This is a genomic window from Streptomyces sp. NPDC046977, assembly GCF_040644455.1.
In the GTDB taxonomy this organism is placed as follows: domain Bacteria; phylum Actinomycetota; class Actinomycetes; order Streptomycetales; family Streptomycetaceae; genus Actinacidiphila.
Genome location: NZ_JBEYWO010000001.1, coordinates 309,846 through 328,372, shown reverse-complemented (window position 1 = coordinate 328,372; position 18,527 = coordinate 309,846). Strand labels below are relative to the sequence as shown.

18 protein-coding genes are annotated in these 18,527 nt (G+C 73.7%); 7 read left to right on the top strand and 11 right to left on the bottom strand.

Annotation, left to right across the window (positions count from 1 at the left end; genetic code table 11):
* Positions 1 to 108: 108 nt before the first annotated feature.
* From ABZ883_RS01360 to ABZ883_RS01350, 3 genes are all read right to left on the bottom strand, one after another.
* Entirely contained in the window at positions 109 to 540 is a 432-nt protein-coding gene (locus ABZ883_RS01360; protein ID WP_360899539.1) for a PPOX class F420-dependent oxidoreductase, read from the bottom strand.
* Between the two features lie 7 nt (positions 541 to 547).
* Positions 548 to 2,404, bottom strand: a complete 1,857-nt coding sequence (locus tag ABZ883_RS01355; RefSeq protein WP_360899536.1) for a DUF2264 domain-containing protein — start codon at positions 2,402 to 2,404, stop codon at positions 548 to 550.
* A 95-nt stretch (positions 2,405 to 2,499) separates the two neighbouring features.
* Positions 2,500 to 3,126 carry a GNAT family N-acetyltransferase gene (locus ABZ883_RS01350; protein ID WP_360899533.1) on the bottom strand — a complete coding sequence of 209 codons (627 nt, stop codon included), beginning with the start codon at positions 3,124 to 3,126 and terminating at the stop codon, positions 2,500 to 2,502.
* A gap of 99 nt (positions 3,127 to 3,225) precedes the next feature.
* On the opposite strand from ABZ883_RS01350, the gene ABZ883_RS01345 reads away from it, so the two are divergent.
* Entirely contained in the window at positions 3,226 to 4,080 is an 855-nt protein-coding gene (locus ABZ883_RS01345) for an alpha/beta fold hydrolase (protein ID WP_360899530.1), read from the top strand.
* A gap of 10 nt (positions 4,081 to 4,090) precedes the next feature.
* Here the strand turns inward: ABZ883_RS01345 and ABZ883_RS01340 are convergent, their stop codons facing one another.
* Entirely contained in the window at positions 4,091 to 4,492 is a 402-nt protein-coding gene (locus tag ABZ883_RS01340) for a hypothetical protein (RefSeq protein ID WP_360899527.1), read from the bottom strand.
* Positions 4,493 to 4,617: 125 nt separating this feature from the next.
* Between ABZ883_RS01340 and ABZ883_RS01335 the strand changes: the two genes are divergently transcribed.
* Positions 4,618 to 5,601, top strand: a complete 984-nt coding sequence (locus ABZ883_RS01335; protein WP_360899524.1) for a tetratricopeptide repeat protein — start codon at positions 4,618 to 4,620, stop codon at positions 5,599 to 5,601.
* Positions 5,602 to 5,667: 66 nt separating this feature from the next.
* Here ABZ883_RS01335 and ABZ883_RS01330 read toward each other — a convergent pair whose 3' ends face one another.
* Both ABZ883_RS01330 and ABZ883_RS01325 read right to left on the bottom strand, forming a co-directional pair.
* Positions 5,668 to 6,318 carry a DUF4360 domain-containing protein gene (locus tag ABZ883_RS01330; protein WP_360899521.1) on the bottom strand — a complete coding sequence of 217 codons (651 nt, stop codon included), beginning with the start codon at positions 6,316 to 6,318 and terminating at the stop codon, positions 5,668 to 5,670.
* Between the two features lie 389 nt (positions 6,319 to 6,707).
* The gene (locus tag ABZ883_RS01325) at positions 6,708 to 7,553 is read right to left on the bottom strand and encodes an NmrA family transcriptional regulator (RefSeq protein ID WP_360899518.1); all 846 of its coding nucleotides are present in this window, start codon (positions 7,551 to 7,553) and stop codon (positions 6,708 to 6,710) included.
* Positions 7,554 to 7,635: 82 nt separating this feature from the next.
* On the opposite strand from ABZ883_RS01325, the gene ABZ883_RS01320 reads away from it, so the two are divergent.
* Genes ABZ883_RS01320 through ABZ883_RS01310 form a run of 3 tightly spaced genes read left to right on the top strand, consistent with a single transcriptional unit; the run spans position 7,636 to position 11,341 of the window.
* Positions 7,636 to 8,580 (top strand): AraC family transcriptional regulator, encoded by a 945-nt coding sequence (locus ABZ883_RS01320; protein ID WP_360899515.1) that lies wholly within the window; start codon positions 7,636 to 7,638, stop codon positions 8,578 to 8,580.
* Positions 8,581 to 8,613: 33 nt separating this feature from the next.
* Positions 8,614 to 9,750, top strand: a complete 1,137-nt coding sequence (locus ABZ883_RS01315; protein WP_360899512.1) for a site-2 protease family protein — start codon at positions 8,614 to 8,616, stop codon at positions 9,748 to 9,750.
* A 58-nt stretch (positions 9,751 to 9,808) separates the two neighbouring features.
* Positions 9,809 to 11,341, top strand: coding sequence for an ATP-dependent DNA ligase (locus tag ABZ883_RS01310; protein WP_360899509.1), 1,533 nt, complete (start codon positions 9,809 to 9,811; stop codon positions 11,339 to 11,341).
* A 536-nt stretch (positions 11,342 to 11,877) separates the two neighbouring features.
* On the opposite strand, the gene ABZ883_RS01305 is transcribed toward ABZ883_RS01310, so the two are convergent.
* Complete coding sequence (locus tag ABZ883_RS01305; RefSeq protein WP_360899506.1) at positions 11,878 to 12,402, bottom strand: O-acetyl-ADP-ribose deacetylase; 525 nt, start codon at positions 12,400 to 12,402, stop codon at positions 11,878 to 11,880.
* A 56-nt stretch (positions 12,403 to 12,458) separates the two neighbouring features.
* Entirely contained in the window at positions 12,459 to 13,304 is an 846-nt protein-coding gene (locus ABZ883_RS01300; RefSeq protein ID WP_360899503.1) for an NUDIX hydrolase, read from the bottom strand.
* Between the two features lie 135 nt (positions 13,305 to 13,439).
* On the opposite strand from ABZ883_RS01300, the gene dnaK reads away from it, so the two are divergent.
* Together dnaK and grpE are read left to right on the top strand one after the other, a co-directional pair.
* Positions 13,440 to 15,320, top strand: coding sequence for a molecular chaperone DnaK (dnaK, locus tag ABZ883_RS01295; protein WP_360899500.1), 1,881 nt, complete (start codon positions 13,440 to 13,442; stop codon positions 15,318 to 15,320).
* Positions 15,317 to 16,015 carry a nucleotide exchange factor GrpE gene (gene grpE / locus ABZ883_RS01290; RefSeq protein ID WP_360899497.1) on the top strand — a complete coding sequence of 233 codons (699 nt, stop codon included), beginning with the start codon at positions 15,317 to 15,319 and terminating at the stop codon, positions 16,013 to 16,015. The genes dnaK and grpE overlap by 4 nt, the downstream gene beginning before the upstream one ends.
* Positions 16,016 to 16,027: 12 nt before the next feature.
* Here grpE and aroQ read toward each other — a convergent pair whose 3' ends face one another.
* The 3 genes from aroQ to ABZ883_RS01275 are packed head-to-tail and all read right to left on the bottom strand — an operon-like array spanning position 16,028 to position 18,480.
* Positions 16,028 to 16,489: a type II 3-dehydroquinate dehydratase gene (gene aroQ / locus ABZ883_RS01285; RefSeq protein ID WP_360899494.1), complete on the bottom strand. Its 462-nt coding sequence runs from the start codon at positions 16,487 to 16,489 to the stop codon at positions 16,028 to 16,030.
* Positions 16,490 to 16,511: 22 nt separating this feature from the next.
* Positions 16,512 to 17,273, bottom strand: a complete 762-nt coding sequence (locus ABZ883_RS01280; RefSeq protein ID WP_360899491.1) for a pirin family protein — start codon at positions 17,271 to 17,273, stop codon at positions 16,512 to 16,514.
* A 58-nt stretch (positions 17,274 to 17,331) separates the two neighbouring features.
* Complete coding sequence (locus ABZ883_RS01275; protein ID WP_360899488.1) at positions 17,332 to 18,480, bottom strand: helix-turn-helix domain-containing protein; 1,149 nt, start codon at positions 18,478 to 18,480, stop codon at positions 17,332 to 17,334.
* Between the last annotated feature and the right edge of the window lie 47 nt (positions 18,481 to 18,527).

Genomic DNA, 18,527 nt, shown 5'->3' with positions numbered 1-18,527 from the left:
CCGGCAGCACCAGTATGTACAGCGACAACTCCTACATCGGTCATTCCAGTTCCGCGCCCCGTTCTCCGTTGCGTGCACGTCCTGTCACGGGGCGCGGACCCGGTGTGGCTATCCCGCGGCGCGCGGCTGGCCGTAGGCGCGCTCCACGTGCAGCTTCAGGACCAGGCGTTTGTCCTCGACCATGGCGCGGCGGTAGTCGTCCCAGTCGGGGTGCTCGCCCTGCACGGCCCGGAAGAGGTCGATGAGTTCCTCGACGGTCGCGTCATTCCGGTCCGCGGCGACGGGGGTGAGTTCGGCGGTGCCCTCGGCGACGGTCCACGCCCAGCGGTCGGGGGTGGTCACGTGGTAGCTCGCCCGGGCGTCGCGCCGCAGGTTGCGGGTCTTGGCCCGGTCGTCGGTGAGGGACACCCGCAGGACGCGGGTGGCCGGGTCGTAGTGGTGGTTGACGTTGGACAGCTGGGGGCGGCCGTCCCGCTTGATCGTCACCAGGACGCCCCCGTTGGTCTCGGAGAGCAGTCGCAGCAGTTCCGTATCGGTCATGCCCGCCTCAACGACCGTCCGGGAGCGAGGATTCCACGACCGCGCCGTCCGGGGTGAGGCGCGCGCGGTGGGTCGCCCCGTCCGCCCAGACGACGGCCACCTCGTGCCCCGCGGATCCGGCGCGCACCTCGGCCCGCACCAGCGCGGACAGCGGTTCCGGCTCCGGCGCACCGGTCAGCCGCGCGGCGCACACGAACAGGTCGCCGCGCGACCGTCCGGCCGCGGTGGTGACCCCGGCGGCGGCCGGGACGACGGCGTGCGGGGTGCACGCGGTGGCGGCGGGCGGCAGCGCGGGGGCGTCGGTGAGACCGTGCAGCGGCATCAGCTCCGAGCGCAGCCCCTCCCCCGCCGCCCAGCCGGTCTGCCGTACGGCCGTGCCCGGACCGGCACCGGTGACCAGGTGGACGCGGACCTCGGCGGCGCCGCGCGCCAGGACGACGGCGACGACCCGCCCGTGCGCGTCGCCCTCCTCACCGGCGACGGAGCGCGAGGCGGCCCAGCCCTCGCCCGCGCCGAGCGGGACGATCCCCGTCCGCGCGGTGACCGAGCCGTCGGCGCGGAGGAGGCCGAAGTGGTTGTCGGGCGGGTCGGCGGAGGACACCGGGGCCGTGGCGCTGGAGTACGCGAGGCGGGTGTAGTGCGGGTCCCAGCGGACGTCCTCGCTGCCGTGGTTGTGCAGGCGCACGACGCCGTCCGCGACGGTGGACTGCAGCAGCCAGTTGGGCGCGGGCAGCGCGGTCAGGGCGTCGGAGCGCTCGGCGGGCGCGGGCTCCTCGCCGGCCGTCCACACCTCGTGGTCCGCGGGCAGCAGCAGCCCGAGGAAGCCCTTGCTCGCCCAGTACGGGGACGCCGGGCCGGAGTAGCCCTGGAGCACGGGCGTGTACGGGCCGTGCCAGCCCAGCGACAGCAGCCCGTCGGGTCCGGCCGCGCCGCGGTCGAGGAAGTGGCGCAGGGCGCCGGACGCCAGCCGCCGCGTGGTCCCGGGGGCGAGCGGGGTGTGGCCGGTGAGGGCGCCGAGCCACAGGGGGCAGGCGGTGGCCATGCGGTAGGTGAGGGAGCGGCCCTGGTGCACGGGCGAGCCGTCGGCGCCGAAGAGCCGGGCGTAGTCGGCGAGGTGGACGCGCAGCCGCTCGCCGTAGCGGTCGAGGCGGTCGGCGTCGCCGGAGAGCCAGGCCTCCAGCACGGGGTACAGGTGCAGCGCCCAGCCGTTGTAGTAGTCAAAAGCGCTGCGGTCGCCGTCGGTGTACCAGCCGTCGCCGACGTACCAGCGCTCGATGCCGTCCAGGCCGCGGGTGACGGCGTCCTTGTCGCCGAGGAATCCGGCGACGGTGACGGGGAACAGCTCCCAGTTGCAGGCCCAGGGTTCGGCGGTGACCGCGCGGGACAGCCACGCGGTGGCGCGCTCGCGCACCGCGTCGTCGAGGCGGTCCCACAGCAGGCCGCGGGTGAGGCGCAGGGCGAGGGCGATCGACGCGGCCTCGACCAGGGGCTGGCTGCGGTCGGTGACGACCGGCCAGTCCTCGGGTCCGTCCCCGCCGGGGTGGGCGGTGCCCGAGGCCAGGCCGTCGGCGTAGCGGTCCAGGAGCCCGTCGGGGTCGGCGCCGCCGGCTCCCGCGACGCGGATCGCGGCGAGCAGGAAGGTCCGGGCGTAGCCCTCCAGTCCGTCCGAGCGCACGCCGGAGCTGCTGGGGCGGCCGCCGGGCAGGTGGTACAGCGCGCGTCCAGGGGTGGCGTACGGGGCGACGGCCGCGAGCAGCCCGTCGGCGACGGCCTCCCAGTGGGCCCGGGTCCATCCGGTGCACGGGCTCAGGTCCCGGTCCTCGGGCGGCAGGACGAAGGGGTGCGGGGGCGCGGAACGCGTCACGGGGGTGGCTCCTCTCCGGCCGCTGGTGGGGCCGTCGTGGACCCTACCCGCGGGTGCAAGCGCTTTCTAGACCGCGTACGGAACGTCCCCGCACCTCAGCACACCGGGACGTCCGTCCTCCGCCCCAGGTAGGTGAGCGGCCCCGGGTCCACGACGGGGATCTCGTGGAAGCCGAGGCGGTCGTAGAAGGCGCGCGCCGGGGTGTTCGCCGTGACCATGCCCAGGTGCACGGCGCCCGCGCCACGTGCCGCGAGCGCGGCGAGCAGACGCGCCATCAGCTTCCTGCCGAAACCCGCCCGCTGGTACTCCGGCAGCAGGTCGATGTGCAGGTGCGCCGGGTACTCGGAGAGTTCGGGCACGACCATCCGCTCGGGCCAGTGCAGCAGCCGGGCCATCTCCTCGTCCGCGGTCACCGGCACGCCCTTCGGCCGCGGGTGGCGGTCGGCGACGACGGGCAGCCATGCGTCGCGGAAGCGCCGTACGAAGGCCACGGTGTCGGCGGTGCCGACGATGTAGCCGACCACCCGCGTCCCGTCGTCCACGACGAAGGCGAGGTCCGCCTCCAGGTGCGCGTACGGGCCGGCGAAGATGTCGGGCAGCAGGTCCTGGTCCGCGTACAGGGCGCGGGCGTCGCCGCCCTCATGGCCGGTGCGCACGCAGATGTCGTAGAGGTCGTCCCGGTCCTCCGGGCGGTAGGGGCGGATGGCCACCGGTGAGGTCATGCGGGCATCATGACCCTTTGGGAGCGCTCCCACAACCCCTTCGGCGCGGAGCGCTAGGCTGAACACAGGGCCCACCGACGCGGCCGAGGGGAGATCGCCATGGCCCCTGGCACCGAGACACCCGCCGTCCCCCGCGGCCCCCACCGGCTGTTCGCCGAGGTCTCCCGCGGCGCGGGCACCCCCGTCGTCCTGATGCACGGCTTCCCCGACAACTGCCGTCTCTACGACCGGCTCATGCCGCACCTCCGGGGCCACGCACCCGTCGTCCGCTTCGACTTCCTCGGCTGGGGACGCTCCGACAAGCCGCCCGGCCACCCCTACTGCGTCGCCGAGCAGGAGGCCGACCTCGCCGCCGTCGCGGACTCCGCGGCCACCGGGCTCCGCGACCGCCGGCTGATTCTCGTGGCGCACGACGCCTCGGGCCCGCCCGCGATCGACTGGGCGCTCGCGCACCCCGGCCGCGTCGCCCGGCTCGTCCTGCTCAACACGTACTACCACTGGACACCCTCCCTGCGCCGGCCGCCGGCGATCGCGCTCTACTCGACGCCGCTGCTGCGCGCCGGGGCCCGCGCCGTCGCCCGGCGCCGCCCCGACCTGGACCGGCGCCTGTTCGCCTGGCAGATCGGCTCGTTCATCCGCGACCCGGTGGTGCGCGAGGCCAGCGTGGCGCTCCTGTACGAGGAGTTCCCGGCCGCCCGACCGGCCTTCTGGCGCCTGAACGACGAACTGCCGCGGGCGGTGCTGAGCCGCCGCCGGCGCATCCCCGAACTCCAGGACTTCCAGCCGCGCGTCCGCGTCGTCTTCGGCGCCCGGGACCGCTGGCTGAACGCGCGCGTGGCCCGCCAGTTCGCCGTCCTCTTCCCGCACAGCGAACTGCGGCTCCTCCTGCGGGCCGGCCACTACGTCCAGATCGACGAACCGGCCCTGGTGGCGGGAGCGATCACGGCGGCCTGAAAGGAACTTCTCACAGCTCGCGCCACTCGCCAGGATCACCCGTCGCCCCGGTCCGCACGAAGTCACGCACGACGGCCCACGCGCGATCGACGGCGAGGACGAATGCGCCGCCGAAGGCGGCCAGGTCGTCCATGACGGGGACCTCCACCACGGTATCGGCCCCCACCGTGCCGTCCCCGGTGAGCAGGAACGTCTCCTCGGCGCCACGGAACAGATGAACGACCGCGTCGCCACCCCGAAAACCCAGGGCCAGCAAGGGATATCCGCTGCCCGGACGGCGGACTTCGAGGTACCCCTCGCCACGGGAACGCAGGGCGTCGAACCGGTCCTCCAGATCGGCCGGATGCGATTCCCTCTCCACCGCGTCGAACCGCCGTGATTCCCACGCCGTTGCCGCCCACACCACATTCATCCCTGCGCCTCCGGATCGGGGCTCGCCGACTCACCAACCGGCCCTACAGAGCCCGCACCCGCGAGAGTGCGCCGGGAGGGCACCCACCCGGGTCGCGGGGCCTTGGCCATGGATATTCTCGGGCGATGTCGGAACGGTCAGTGGCGGCGGGAGTGGGTCTCGCCGGTGTGATGGCGCACTGCGGCGGAAACCCGGTCGCCGCCGTGGCGCTTCTGGTGGGGGCCATGGCCTCGGCACCGGCGGCGCCGGAGCCCTATGCGGCCCTCGCGGAGTTGTGGCGGGACCGGCGCCCGGAGTTGAAGGAACGCCTCGAAAGGGACAGTTCCCTGCGCACCATGCCGGCGCGGGCGTACTTCTTCTTCCTCGACGGGGAGACGGACGACGCGGTGATGGCCCTCGGCTCGGTCACGGGTGTGCGGCCCGACGTGGCCTGGGGCGCCGCACCCTGGTTCGGCGACGCGCGTTTCCTCGGCGCGGTGAGCGCCGAGGCGCTGGCCGAGGCGTGCCTGCGCACGCTGGACCACGGCCCCGACCTGGACACCGACGCGATGCGGGAGCGGTTCGCGCCCTGGTTCCACGCCGTCGACGTGGTGTCCGAACGGCATCCCGTCCCGGAGGCACTGGCGGCCATGGCCCGGCTGCCCCGGGCCTGCGGCCGCCACGACCTGGCCTTCGCCCTGTGCGACCGCGCCGATGCCGTCGAGCGGGTCATGTGGACCGCGGTCGCCCGGGCGGCCACCTGGCGCGCGATGGGCGACCTGGACCGGGCCGCGGCCGCCTTCGAGAGCGCCTTGGCACTTGACTCCGCCAACTGGTCGCTCCACCTCGACCTGGCGGACGTGCGCGCCGAGCAGGGCGACTTCGCCGCGGCCGCGGCCCTCGTCGAACGGGGCCTGGAACACGCGCCCCACGAAATCTCCCTGCGTGCGGCGGGCGCCGCCTACCGCACGCGTCTGTCCGGCTCGTCCGACGACCTGAGGACCCTGATCGCCCTGGCGCCGGAGCTCGCGAACACCGCCTACCGGCACCTGCTGATCGACTACGCGTGCGCGGGGCCGGAGTTGCCCCCGCCGCTCGTGGCCAAGGCCCGCCGGGGCCGCGGGAGCTGACCCGGCTGCCGGGCAGCCGGGCAGCCGGGTCGGGCCCCGGCCGGGAGTGCGCCGGGGCCCGGTTCGTCAGCCGGTGGGGCACTCCTTCCACGCGAGGTGGTAGGTGGTCCTGATGCTGCCGTCCGTCGAGTCCATGGTCATGAAGCTCGTGGTGCGGGACGGGTCGGACGTGCCGGCGGCGACCCGCAGTTCGGTGTTGATGTTGAAGTTGCGGAGTTCGCCGCAGGGCGCCCAGACCAGGGCCGCGACGTCGACGCTGTCGGTGGCCTGCCAGTTGTCGTCCAGGGAGCCGCGGAAGGTGTGGCTGATGGCGCTGGTGTCGGGCGAACCCTGGAAGTAGTAGCTGGCCTTCTCCACTCCGGAGGCGCCCCGTTCCAGGTGTGCGAAGCCCCGGTAGTCGGCCGAGGCGATCGCGTAGGTGAAGCCCTGCGGTACGTGCACGTTCAGGTTGAGCTGGCAGTTCTTGCGGAAGTCGGTCGGCTTGGAGCCGACGCCCACCTGGGCCACGTACTGGCTGTACGTGACGGTGAACGCCTCGTTGTCCGGCGAGACGGCCACGGCGGCCGTGCCGGCGGGGCATCCCGAGCCGTTCACGGTGGCGACGTCGATGACGATGCGGTCGGGCGGGGGCGGTGTCGCACCGTCCGGCTCCCAGGCCAGGGGGCTGAGAAGCGATGCGGCGGCGACACCGCTGAGGGTGATCGCACGTAACGTCATTGAGGGGTTTCCTTCCGGTCGTCGAAGGATGGCCGACACCGGGTCCTGCTCCCCGTCCGGTGTCGCGTACACGACACCATGCGTCACAGGACGCGTACAGAATCCCCATGGAATTCCCACAGGAATGGCCGAGCCCCCGTGCCTCTGGCCGGAAGGAACACGTCCGCATCCAGCCGGGCCCCGGCGGCCGGAACTCGCCCCGGCTCTGGGCGGGTTCACGGCCGCCCCACTGCTCCCCCGCGCCACGACCGCACCAGGCCGGCCGCGCAGCAAGCGGTACCACTCGCCCGCACGGGCCGGCCCCTGCCCCCTCCCCCGCCGGCGGGCGGGCCGCGCGCTTCACGCCAGGCGCGGCGGTACGGCCCTGACCGGTGGACGACCCCGTGACGTCAGCGGTCCCACGCCCCCGCGGCGGCGGCCTCGCGGGCGAAGTCCCCGAAGTCGCGCGGTGCGCGGCCGAGTACCCGTGCGACGTCGTCGGTGAGGTGGGCGTTGCGCCCGTCGAGCAGTTCACCGAAGAGCTCGGTGAGGAAGCCGACGGTCTCATCCGGCAGCCCGAGGGCGGCGAGTCGCGGACCGTACGCGCCGAGCGGAACGGCGGTGTAGCGGACGGGGCGGCCGGTGGCGGCACCGATCTCCGCCGCGGCTTCGGCGAAGGTGAGCAGGCGCGGGCCGGTCACCTCGTAGGTGCGGCCGGCATGCCCGTCGCCGGTGAGCGCGGCCACCGCAACGTCGGCGATGTCCCGTGCGTCGACGAAGGGTTCGCCGACTGTGCCGGCCGGGAAGGCGATCTCGCCGCCGAGGACACCGTCGAGGAACGGGCCCTCCGTGAAGTTCTGGGAGAACCAACTGGCGCGGATCACCGTGCAGTCGACGCCGCCGCCGCGCACGGCGTCCTCGGCCGGCCGGGCGAGGTCCTCGCCACGGGCGGACAGGAGGACGATCCGGCGCACGCCGCTCGCGGCGGCGAGCGCCGCGAAGTCGCCGAGCGCGGCGGCGGCTCGCGGGTCGCCGATGTCGGGGTGGTAGGCGAAGTAGGCAAGGCTCGCGCCGTCGAGCACGGCCTCCCAGCCGGCGCGGTCCGCCCAGTCGAAGGGCGGTTCGCCGGAGCGGGAGGCGGTGCGCACCGCGAGGCCGCGGTCGGCGAGCGCCCGGGCGACGTGGCGGCCGGTCTTGCCCGCGCCGCCGAGGACGAGCGCGGTGGGTGCGGGGTCCGATACGGAATTCTTCGTCATGTCCTCAGTGAAGCCGCCACCCGGTGAGACGCACCATGGCTGATCCACTCCATGCCATACGCGAGCGTCTACGCTGACCCGTATGGACGCACTGACGGGCCTGCTGGACGGACCTCGCGCACGGGGCGCGTTCCTGCTGCGCATGGTCATGGAACCGCCGTGGTCGGTACGGATCGAGGACCGCACCCCGCTGTGCGTCATGACGGTGGCACGCGGCGGGGCGTGGGTCGTGCCCGAGCAGGGCGAGCCGGTGCGGCTCGGCCCCGGCGATGTCGCCGTCGTCCGCGGCCCGGCCCCGTACACCGTCGCCGACCGGCCCACGACCGAACCGCTGGCGTGGATCCTGCCCGGTGAGGTGTGCCGCACCGCGGACGGGCACGACCTGGCCGACGCCATGGCGCTGGGCGTCAGGACCTGGGGCAACCGGGCCGACGGTGCGGACGTCATGCTCGTCGGCACGTACCAGTTGCGCGGTGAGGTCGGCCGCCGCCTGCTCGACGCCCTGCCCCCGCTGCTCGTGCTTCCCGCCGGGGACTGGGAGAGCCCGCTGCCGGCGCTGCTGTCCGAGGAGATCGTCAAGGAGGAGCCGGGGCAGGAAGCGGTCCTGGACCGGCTGCTGGACCTGCTGCTGATCTCGGTGCTGCGCACCTGGTTCGCCCGGCGCGGGCCGTCGGCCCCCGCCTGGTACCGGGCCTTCGCCGACCCCGTGGTGGGCCGGGCGCTGCGCCTGCTGCAGAACAACCCCGCGCACCCGTGGACGGTGGCCGGGCTGGCCGCCGAGGCCGGTGTGTCCCGGGCGGCACTCGCCCGCCGCTTCGGCGAACTCGTCGGCGAACCCCCGATGGCCTATCTGACCGGCTGGCGTCTCACGCTCGCCGCGGACCTGCTGCGCGAACCGGACGCCACCCTCGGCGCGGTCGCCCGCCGGGTCGGCTACGGCAGCCCCTTCGCACTGAGCGCGGCCTTCAAACGGGTGCGCGGCATCAGCCCCCAGGAACACCGCGCCACCGCGGCCCGTACGGAGTGACACTGGAAGGGGCTCCCGAAGGGGTCATGTGTCATGAACGGCTCGATCCGGATGGGACAGGTCTACGGGGTACCGCTGCGGATGCACTGGAGCGTCCCTGTACTCGTCGTGCTGCTCGCGTACGGGCTCGGCCGTGACACCCTGCCCGCGTGGATCCCCGGGCTGTCCGCCGGCGTCTACACCCTGGCGGCCGCCGTGGGCGCGGTCCTGCTGATGGCGAGCCTGCTCGTGCACGAGATCGCCCACGCGAGGACGGCCCTGCGCAAGCACATGTCCGTGCAGGACGTCACCTTGTGGGCGATGGGCGGCATGACGCGCATGGACCGGCCCACCTCGGCCGGCACGGCCTTCCTGGTCGCGGTCAGCGGGCCGCTGGCCAGTCTCGTCATCGGAGGCGTCGCGCTCGGCGCGGGCATCGGCGTGGCGGAGGCGGCCCACCGCTCCGTCCCCGGAGCGCTGCTGGTCTGGCTGGGCTGGGCCAACCTGCTCCTCGGCGTCTTCAACCTGCTGCCCGCGGCGCCGCTGGACGGCGGACGGGTGTTCCAGGCGCTGCTGTGGTGGCGGACCGGGGACCGCGACCGCGCCGACCGCGCCGCGGGCCGCGGCGGGCAGGTCGTCGGGGTGCTGCTGGTCCTCGGCGGCTGGCTGGCGTTCGCCCGCGGCGTCCCCGGCGGCCTGTGGCTGGCGCTCGTCGGGCTGTTCATGGCCCTCACCGCGGGCGCCGAGCGGCAGCGCGCCGTCATCGGCTCCGCGCTGCGCGGCGTACGCCTCGGGGACGCGATGTCCTCCCCGGTGGCCACCGGCTCCGACTGGCTGGCCGTGGACCGCTTCATCGACGAGGTCGCGCTGCGCTCCCGGCACTCGGTGCTGCCGCTGCTCGACTTCGACGGCCGGCTGTCCGGCCTGGTCTCGGTGCGCCGCCTGACCTCCGTACCGGCCGAGCGCCGCGCCGAGGTACGGGTGCGCGACGTCGCGGTCCCGCTGTCCCAGGTCACCACCGGCTCCCCGGACGAGCTCGTCAGCGACGCGCTGGAGCACCTGCGGTCCGGCGCCGCGGGCGTACGCGTGGTGGTCGTGGACGGCGGCCGCCCGGTCGGCATCGTCACCGGCGGCGACATCACACGGCTGGTGCAGCGCCGGCAGATGGCGAGCGGCAGCCGGGCCGCGTGACCGACCGGGAACCGCGGGGACCGCTGCGCCGGGGCCGCCTCTGGGCGACGATGGAGCCATGCTGCTCGCGGAGATCGCGCGTACGTCCCAGGAGATCGCGGCCACGTCCGCCCGGTCGGAGAAGGTCGCGGCGCTCGCCCGCCTGCTGACGGCCGCCGAGCCCGACGAGGCGCCCGTGGTCATCACGTACATCGCGGGACGGCTCCCGCAGCGCCGTACAGGCGTGGGCTGGAGCACCCTGCGCGAACGCCACGAGCCGGCCGCCGAGCCCCGGCTGACCGTCGCCGAGGTGCACGGCACCCTGGACCGGATTGCCGCAGTGGCCGGCAAGGGCGCCACCGCGGAACGCAAACGGCTCGTCGCGGAGCTGATGGCCGCGGCCACGCGGGAGGAACAGGCGTTCCTGCTCGGGCTGATCGGCGGCGAACTGCGGCAGGGCGCACTCGACGCCCTGGCCGTCGAAGGGCTCGCGGCGGCCGCCGGAGCACCCGCGGAGGACGTACGCCGGGCGGTCATGCTCGGCGGCTCGCTCGGCGCGGTCGCGCGCTCGCTCCTGGCGGACGGGCCGGAGTCCCTCGCCGCGTTCGGGCTGGAGGTCGGACGCCCGGTGCAGCCGATGCTCGCCCAGACCGCCAAGGACGTGGACGAGGCCCTGGACCGCCTCGGCCCCTGCGCGCTGGAGGAGAAACTCGACGGAATCCGCGTCCAGGTGCACCGCACCGGCCGCGGCGTCCGCGTCTACACCCGCACCCTGGACGAGATCACCGACCGGCTGCCCGAAGTCGTCACCGCCGCGCTGGAGTTGGCGGTGGAGGAGGCCGTCCTCGACGGCGAGGTCATCTCCTTCGGCGACGACGGCCGCCCGCGCCCCTTCCAGGAGACCTCCTCCCGCGTCGGCTCACGCCTCGACGTCGCCACCGCCCGGGCCGCCCTGCCGGTGGCGCCGGTCTTCTTCGACCTCCTGTCGGTCGACGGCCGCGACCTGCTGGACCTGACCACCGCGGAACGACACGCCGAACTGGCCCGCATCGCCCCCGGACCGCGCCGCGTCCGGCGCCTGGTCGCCGCCGACCCGGCCGACCCCGCCACGCGCGAGGCGGCACGGGAGTTCGCCACGCAGGTCCTGGAACGCGGCCACGAAGGCGTCGTCGTCAAAGCCCTCGACGCCCCCTACAGCGCGGGGCGGCGGGGCGCCGCGTGGCTCAAGGTGAAGCCCGTGCACACCTTGGACCTGGTGGTCCTCGCCGCCGAATGGGGCCACGGCCGCCGCACCGGCAAGCTCTCCAACCTCCACCTCGGCGCCCGTCGCCCCAACGGGACGTTCGCGATGCTCGGCAAAACCTTCAAGGGCCTCACGGACGCGATGCTCGCGTGGCAGACCGAACGCCTCCAGGAGCTCGCCGTCAGCGACGACGGCTGGCTCGTCCGCGTCCGTCCCGAACTCGTCGTCGAGATCGCCTTCGACGGGCTGCAGCGGTCCTCCCGCTATCCCGCGGGGGTCACGCTGCGGTTCGCCCGTGTGCTGCGCTATCGCGAGGACAAGTCTGCCGCGGAGGCGGACACGGTGGACTCCGTCCTGGCCCTCCGGTAGCACGGCTCCGCCGCGCGCTCTCCGGCCCAGGTTCTTTCCCCGCCCTCCCGCCCGTGTGCCCGGCACGGTAAGTGCGGGCCCCGCTGCGTGCGTTGTGGGGTCGGTGCCGCGCCGGGGTACGTCCTCAGCGCTCGCGGGTTACCCCCACATCGTTCGGCATCGACCACGCCGTCACCGCTCGTCGCTTCCGGGCGCACCCCGCCACACCCCCTCCCGGGCTCGTTGGGGCGACTTACGGCCGGTGGGGGTTCAGAGAGCACTTGCGGCAACCCCGGACCGCGCCCCTTCACCCACCCACCGGGGATCAGGCGCGAGAGCTCACGGAGGGGGCGGGCTCGTAGGGGTGGCGTTCTGGACTGTGGAGCATATTTGGGTGCACAACCCGGAGCGATCAATCCGAGTACCTGAGGCACCTAAATGTGCTGTCCAGAATGGCAGCCCCGGAGGGCCCGCACCCGGCCCCCCAACAACTGGCGTCGGGGCGCGTGACTTCACAGGGCACACGGGAGGGAGGGCGGGGGAAAAACCAGGCAGGATCAGCCCGCGGCGAGGGCGGCCTCGAAGACCGCGTAGGCACGCTCGTCGAAGAGCACGAACCGCACCTCCTCCAGGGCGCCCCGCGCCCCCCGCACCCCCCTCACCGTGTCCAGCGCAATCCGCGCCCCACCCTCCAGCGGCCAGCCGTACACCCCCGTGGAGACCGCCGGGAACGCCACCGTGCGGGCGCCCAGCTCGTCCGCGACGCGCAGCGACTCCCGGTAGCACGAGGCCAGCTGCGCCGAGCGGTCCTCCGTGGCCGACCACACGGGGCCGACAGTGTGGATGACCCAGCGGGCGGGCAGCCGCCCCGCGGTCGTGGCGACGGCCTGCCCGGTCGGCAGTCCGCGGCCGTAGTGGGAGGCGCGCAGTGCGCGGCACTCCTCCAGGATCTGCGGGCCGCCGCGGCGGTGGATCGCGCCGTCGACGCCGCCACCGCCCAGGAGGGAGGAGTTGGCGGCGTTGACGACGGCGTCCACGGCCTGTTCGGTGATGTCCCCCTGGACCAGGACGATGTGTGTCATGCCGGTGATCCTGCCACCGTGCGCAGCCCCGCGCCCCGCGTTTTCCGCCGCGCGGATCACCAGTCGCAGGGCACCTCGAGGTCCAGCAGCGAGTCGCAGAACTCGGCGGGACGCTGCGGCCAGCCCGTGTCGTGCCAGTGGGCGATGCGCCAGCCGAGCCGTTTGGGCCACAGGGGCAGGTGCCGCAGGTCCGCGACGGGCACCCAGACCGGGGCGGCGCCCTTCTCCAGGTCGAGGGAGGACCGCGGGCCGATGGTGCCACTGGCCTCGACGAGGAAGTAGTGGCCCGGGTGCGAGCCGCGGTGGACCCGGTCGACACGGGCGATCTCGCGGCCGACGGTGCCGGTGAGCCCGGTCTCCTCGGCGAGCTCGCGCACGACCGCGGCCTGCGGGGTCTCCCCGGGCTCGACGCCGCCGCCGGGTATCTCGTAGTAGTCGCCGCGGCGGTGCCGGTAACGGATCAGCAGCATGTGCCCGTCGCGGATGATCACCGCGCCGGCGCGGGTCCGCTTGGGCGGGCGGCCGACGGGCTCCTCCAGGACGAGCCGGCCCCGCCACCAGGGCGGCCCGTCCCAGGAGCGCAGGATGGCCTCCCACGCGGTCCACGGTGCGAGCGGCAGGTGCAGGGCCTCCTGCCGGGTGAGCAACCGGGGCGGGGCGGGGGTGGGCGGGAGCGGTGCCGCGGCGCGGAAGTACAGCTCGGTGCCCGCGGTCGCGCGCACCTCCAGGCAGGGTGAGGCGTCGACGCGCACGTCCACGCCGAGGGCGCTGCGGGCCGCCTCCCGGGCTGCCTCCGCGGGGTTGCCGCGCGGCGGAACGGGGGCCAGGGGCAGGGTCAAGTCGTCGTGCACGGCGAGGTGTTGGTCGTGGAAGAGGATCACTCCTGCATGCAGTGAGGACATCTGGCCGACGCTAGCAGCGCCCGCCGTCACCGACAGCGCGAATATTCCGGAAGGGGGCGGCCTCGTCCGCCCGGCCCCCGCCGTCTGGTGATCGGCCCCGCGTCGTCGCACCCTGGAGGGGAGGAGGCGACTGACATGACACGTCCGGTCGGTATTGACCTCGGCACCACCAATTCGGTGGTCTGCGCGCTGGAGGGCGGTGAGCCCACCGTCATCACCAACACCGAGGGAGCGCGGACCACGCCTTCCGTGGTGGCTTTCGGCAAGGGCGGCGAGGTCCTCGTCGGCGAGATCGCCAAGCGCCAGGCCGTGACCAATGTGGAGCGCACGGCGCGCTCGGCCAAGCGGCACATGGGTGACCCCGACTGGCGGTTCCCCGACTCCGGCGACATCGACGGCAAGCGCTTCACCGCGCAGGAGATCTCGGCGCGGGTGCTGCAGAAGCTGAAGCGGGACGCGGAGTCGTACCTCGGCGAGGACGTGACGGACGCGGTGATCACCGTCCCGGCGTACTTCGACGACGTGCAGCGCACCGCGACCAAGGAGGCCGGCGAGATCGCCGGGCTCAACGTCCTGCGCATCATCAACGAGCCCACCGCCGCGGCGCTGGCCTACGGTCTGGACAAGGAGAACGACCAGACGATCCTCGTCTTCGACCTGGGCGGCGGCACCTTCGACGTGTCCCTGCTCGACATCGGCGAGGGCGTGGTGGAGGTCAAGGCCACCAACGGCGACACGCAGCTGGGCGGCGACGACTGGGACCAGCGCATCGTGGACCATCTCGTCGAGCGCTTCAAGAACGGCTACGGGCTGGACCTGTCCCAGGACAAGATGGCGTTGCAGCGGCTGCGCGAGGCCGCCGAGCGGGCGAAGATCGAGCTGTCGTCGTCGACCGAGACGACCGTCAACCTGCCCTACATCACCGCGTCCGCCGAGGGCCCGCTGCACCTGGACGAGAAGCTGACCCGCGCCCAGTTCCAGCAGCTGACCGCGGATCTGCTGGAGCGCTGCAAGTCGCCCTTCCACCAGGCGGTGCAGGACGCCCGGATCGACGTCTCCGACGTGGACCACGTGATCCTCGTCGGCGGCTCCACCCGGATGCCGGCGGTGACGGACCTGGTCAAGTCGCTGACGGGCAAGGACCCGCACAAGGGTGTGAACCCGGACGAGGTCGTGGCCATCGGGGCGAGTCTCCAGGCCGGTGTGCTCAAGGGCGAGGTCAAGGACGTGCTGCTGCTCGACGTCACCCCGCTGTCCCTGGGCATCGAGACCAAGGGCGGCATCATGACCAAGCTGATCGAGCGCAACACCACGATCCCGACGAAGCGTTCGGAGATCTTCACCACGGCCGAGGACAACCAGCCGTCGGTGCAGATCCAGGTGTTCCAGGGTGAGCGGGAGATCGCGGCGTACAACAAGAAGCTGGGCGTGTTCGAGCTGACCGGGCTGCCCCCCGCGCCGCGCGGGGTGCCGCAGGTCGAGGTCACCTTCGACATCGACGCCAACGGCATCATGCACGTGGCGGCGAAGGACCTGGGGACCGGCACCACGCAGAAGATGACCGTCACGGGCGGCTCCGGGCTGCCGAAGACCGACATCGACCGCATGATGCGCGAGGCCGAGCAGTACGCGGAGGAGGACCACAGGCGCCGCGAGGCCGCCGAGACCCGCAACACCGCGGAGGGCCTGGTCTACTCGACCGAGAAGCTGCTGCGCGACAACCCCGACAAGGTCCCGGCCGATCTGCGGTCCGAGACGGAGGCGGCGGTCGCGGACCTGAAGGAGAAGCTCGCGGCCGAGGGCGACGACACGGCGGCCATCCGCACCTCGACCGAGCGGCTGAGCGCGACGGCGCAGAAGATCGGCACGGCGATGTACGCCCGGGCCCAGGCCGAGTCCGCGGGCGCCGGCCAGGGGGCCGAACCGCCGCCGTCCGCCGCGGGTGACGACGGCGACGGCGACGTGGTGGACGCCGAGATCGTCGACGACGACAAGCGGGAGGGAGGCACGGGATGAACGGCGCCGCCCCGCCGGAAGGGACGGGTGAGCTGCGCGCGCGCCTGGCCGAGCGCACGGCGGACCTCAAGCGGCTGAAGGCGGAGTACGACAACTACCGCAAGCGCGTGCACCGGGACCGCCTGGCGGTGCGCGAGATCGCCGTCGCCAATGTGCTGCGCGGCCTGCTGCCGGTCCTGGACGCGGTGGACCGGGCCAGGGAACTGGGCGAGGTGACCCAGGGGTTCGGTGCGGTCGTGGAGGTACTGGAGACCCGGCTCGGTGAGCTGGGCCTGCGGTCCTTCGGCACGCCGGGCGACCCCTTCGACCCGGTGCGGCACGAGGCGGTGGGCACCGCGGGCGGGGCGGAGGGGGAGGGTCCGGTGTGCGCGGAGGTCGTGCGCCCGGGTTACCGGGTCGGCGGGCATCTGCTGCGTCCGGCCGAGGTGGTGGTGGCCAGACCTGCGGCACCCCGCGCTCAGGTGCACCCTGGAGGCATGGAGACAACCCACAAGGTGGACGTCGCCCCGCTCGCGGAGGACCACCGCTACCGGCGGGTGCACCTGCGCGGCCGTGGCTGGCAGCAGCTGGAGCGCGAGGAGTTCGAGCTGCGGGTGCGCGACGCGTTCCCGGACATCGATGTGTCCGATCCCCAGCAGGTGCACTGGGCCGACCATCCCGGCGAGTGGCCGGACTGGCGGCCGGGCGAGGCCTGAGCCGCCGACGGCTCAGCCGGCCGCGAGGAGCGACACGACGCGTTCCACGGCGAAGGCGTAGCCCTGGATGCCGCAGCCGACGATGACGCCGTCGGCGCGCTGGGAGAGGTAGCTGTGGTGCCGGAAGGACTCGCGCTGGTGGATGTTGGAGATGTGCACCTCCACCACGGGCAGTCCTTCGCACACGTTCAGCGCGTCGAGCAGCGCGATCGAGGTGTGCGTGTAGGCGGCCCCGTTGATGACGATCCCGCAGTGCCCTTCGCGCGCCTCGTGGATCCAGTCCACGAGCTGCCCCTCGTGGTTGCTCTGGCGGCAGTCGACGGAGCCGCCGTGGCGCGCCGCCGTCGCCGCGCAGAGCGCCTCGACGTCGGCGAGCGTCTCGGGGCCGTAGATCTCCGGCTGCCGCTGCCCGAGCAGGTTGAGGTTGGGACCGTTGAGGACCATGATCGGCGCATGGGCGAGAGTGCGGGTCATGGCCCTCAGGTCTACCACGTCGTCACCCGAAGGTGACGGCGCCGTCCATTTCCCACACCAGGACTTCCGCGCCCTCGGCGCCGGCGGTCAGCCGCTGGCCCTCGGACCCGGTGACGCGCACGGCGTCGCCCTTCGACAGCAGGCCGGCGCCTTCCAGTGCGACCTCGCCCTTGGCGACGTACACGTGGACGAAGGGCGCGGTCGGCAGCGCGAGGGTCTGGTCCGCGGTCATGCGGGAGGCCCGCAGGGCGGCGTGCTTCTGCGCGATGGAGATGGCGCGCTGGTCGCGGTCGCGGTCCATGCCGGAGGCGACGGTGACCCAGCCGCCGCGGGCGAGTTCGTCGTTGATGTCCAGCTGCTCGTAGCCGGGCTTGATGCCCTGCTCGTCGGGGAAGACCCACATCTGCACGAAGTGGACGGGGTCCTTGTGCTCGGCGCCGCCGGTGATCTTCCACGAGTCGTTCTTCTCGCTGTGCAGGATGCCGGTGCCGGCGCTCATGCGCTGGGCGAGGCCCGGGTAGATCACGCCGTTGTGGCCCTCGGAGTCCTGGTGGACGAGGCCGCCGTCGAGCACCCAGGTGACGATCTCCATGTCGCGGTGCGGGTGGGTGTCGAAGCCGGTGCCGGGCGCGACGACGTCGTCGTTGGAGACCAGCAGCAGGCCGAAGTGGGTGTTCTTCGGGTCGTAGTGGTGGCTGAAGGAGAAGCAGTGGTGCGAGTCGAGCCAGCCCGCACGGGTGTGGAACCGCTGTCCTGCGCGGCGGACATCCAGCTGGGTGGTCATGGGGGTCTCCTCCTGCGGGGGGCGTGCGTACGACCGGGCTAACATGTTGAATTCTAAACTATATTCCCTGGATACCGTAGCTCCGCAGTTTGCGGTAGACCGTCGCCCGGGCGATACCGAGCGCCTGTGCCGCGCGCGCCTTGTTGCCGCCGTGGGTGCGCAGCGCGTCCAGGATCGCGTCGCGCTCGGCCCGCTCCAGACTGCCCAGCCGCCGCCCGCCGGCCGCGCCGCGCACGGCGTCCGGCAGTTCGTCGGGGCGGACCGGTGCCGTCAGCCGGCGCCGGTCGGCCAGCTCGCGCACGACCAGCCGCAGCTCCGCCACGTTCCCCGGCCAGCTGTGCCGTTCCAGGACCCGCCTGGCCTCCACGGTCCAGGTCAGCGGCGGGTACCCGGGCGCGGGGCGCGGGCTCAGCGCGGCCAGCAGGCCCGGCAGGTCCTCGGGGCGCTCACGCAGCGGCGGCAGCGTCACGGAGCGTGCCGCCAGCCGTCCCAGGAGCCGGTCCACACAGGCGCCGCCGACCGGGTCCCCCGGCGTGGAGGTGGCGGTCAGCGGCATCCGGGGGAAGCGGTCCAGCAGTGCCACCAGCAGCGCGGCGGCGCCCGCGTCCAGCGCTTCCAGGTGCCGGACGAGCACCGGCACCTGGGCGTCCATGGCGGCCAGCCGCTCCACCCACTCGTGCGCGGCCCCCGCGGTGGCCTGCGCCGCGTCGAGCTCGACGGCGTCCGGGCGCACGGCGCGCGCCACGCCGGTCTTGCCGGTGCCGGGCTCGCCCGCGATCAGCAGCGTGCCGGGTGAGTGCCCGAGCTGCACGGCACGGGCCGCCGCGGAGCGCCAGGACCGCGAGGCGCCGACGAGCCCCGGCAGCCGCGGGTCCGGCACGACGGGCTGCGGGGTGCCCGCGTCGCCGGTGGGGGTGAGGACCGCCACGGCGCCGATGACCTCGCCGGCGTCCTGCACGGCGCGCAGCCGGGCGGACCAGCCGCCGCCCGGCAGGGGCAGCTCACAGCCCTCCGCACGGCCGTCCCTCACCATGCCGCCGGCCCGCCGTTCCAGCAGGTCCAGGGCCTCTTCGGAGAGCCTTCTGGCGGCCTCGGCACTCACGAGCCGCGACCTGCCGTCGGCGGCGACGACCGCACGCGCCTCCGGCCGCTCGCGCAGGTAGGCACCGAGCAGCAGTGCCTCGTGCGGTGTATCGGATTGAGACACGCCGGAAACCTCCCGCGGGATCACCATTCGTTTCGTTGCCATTTCAA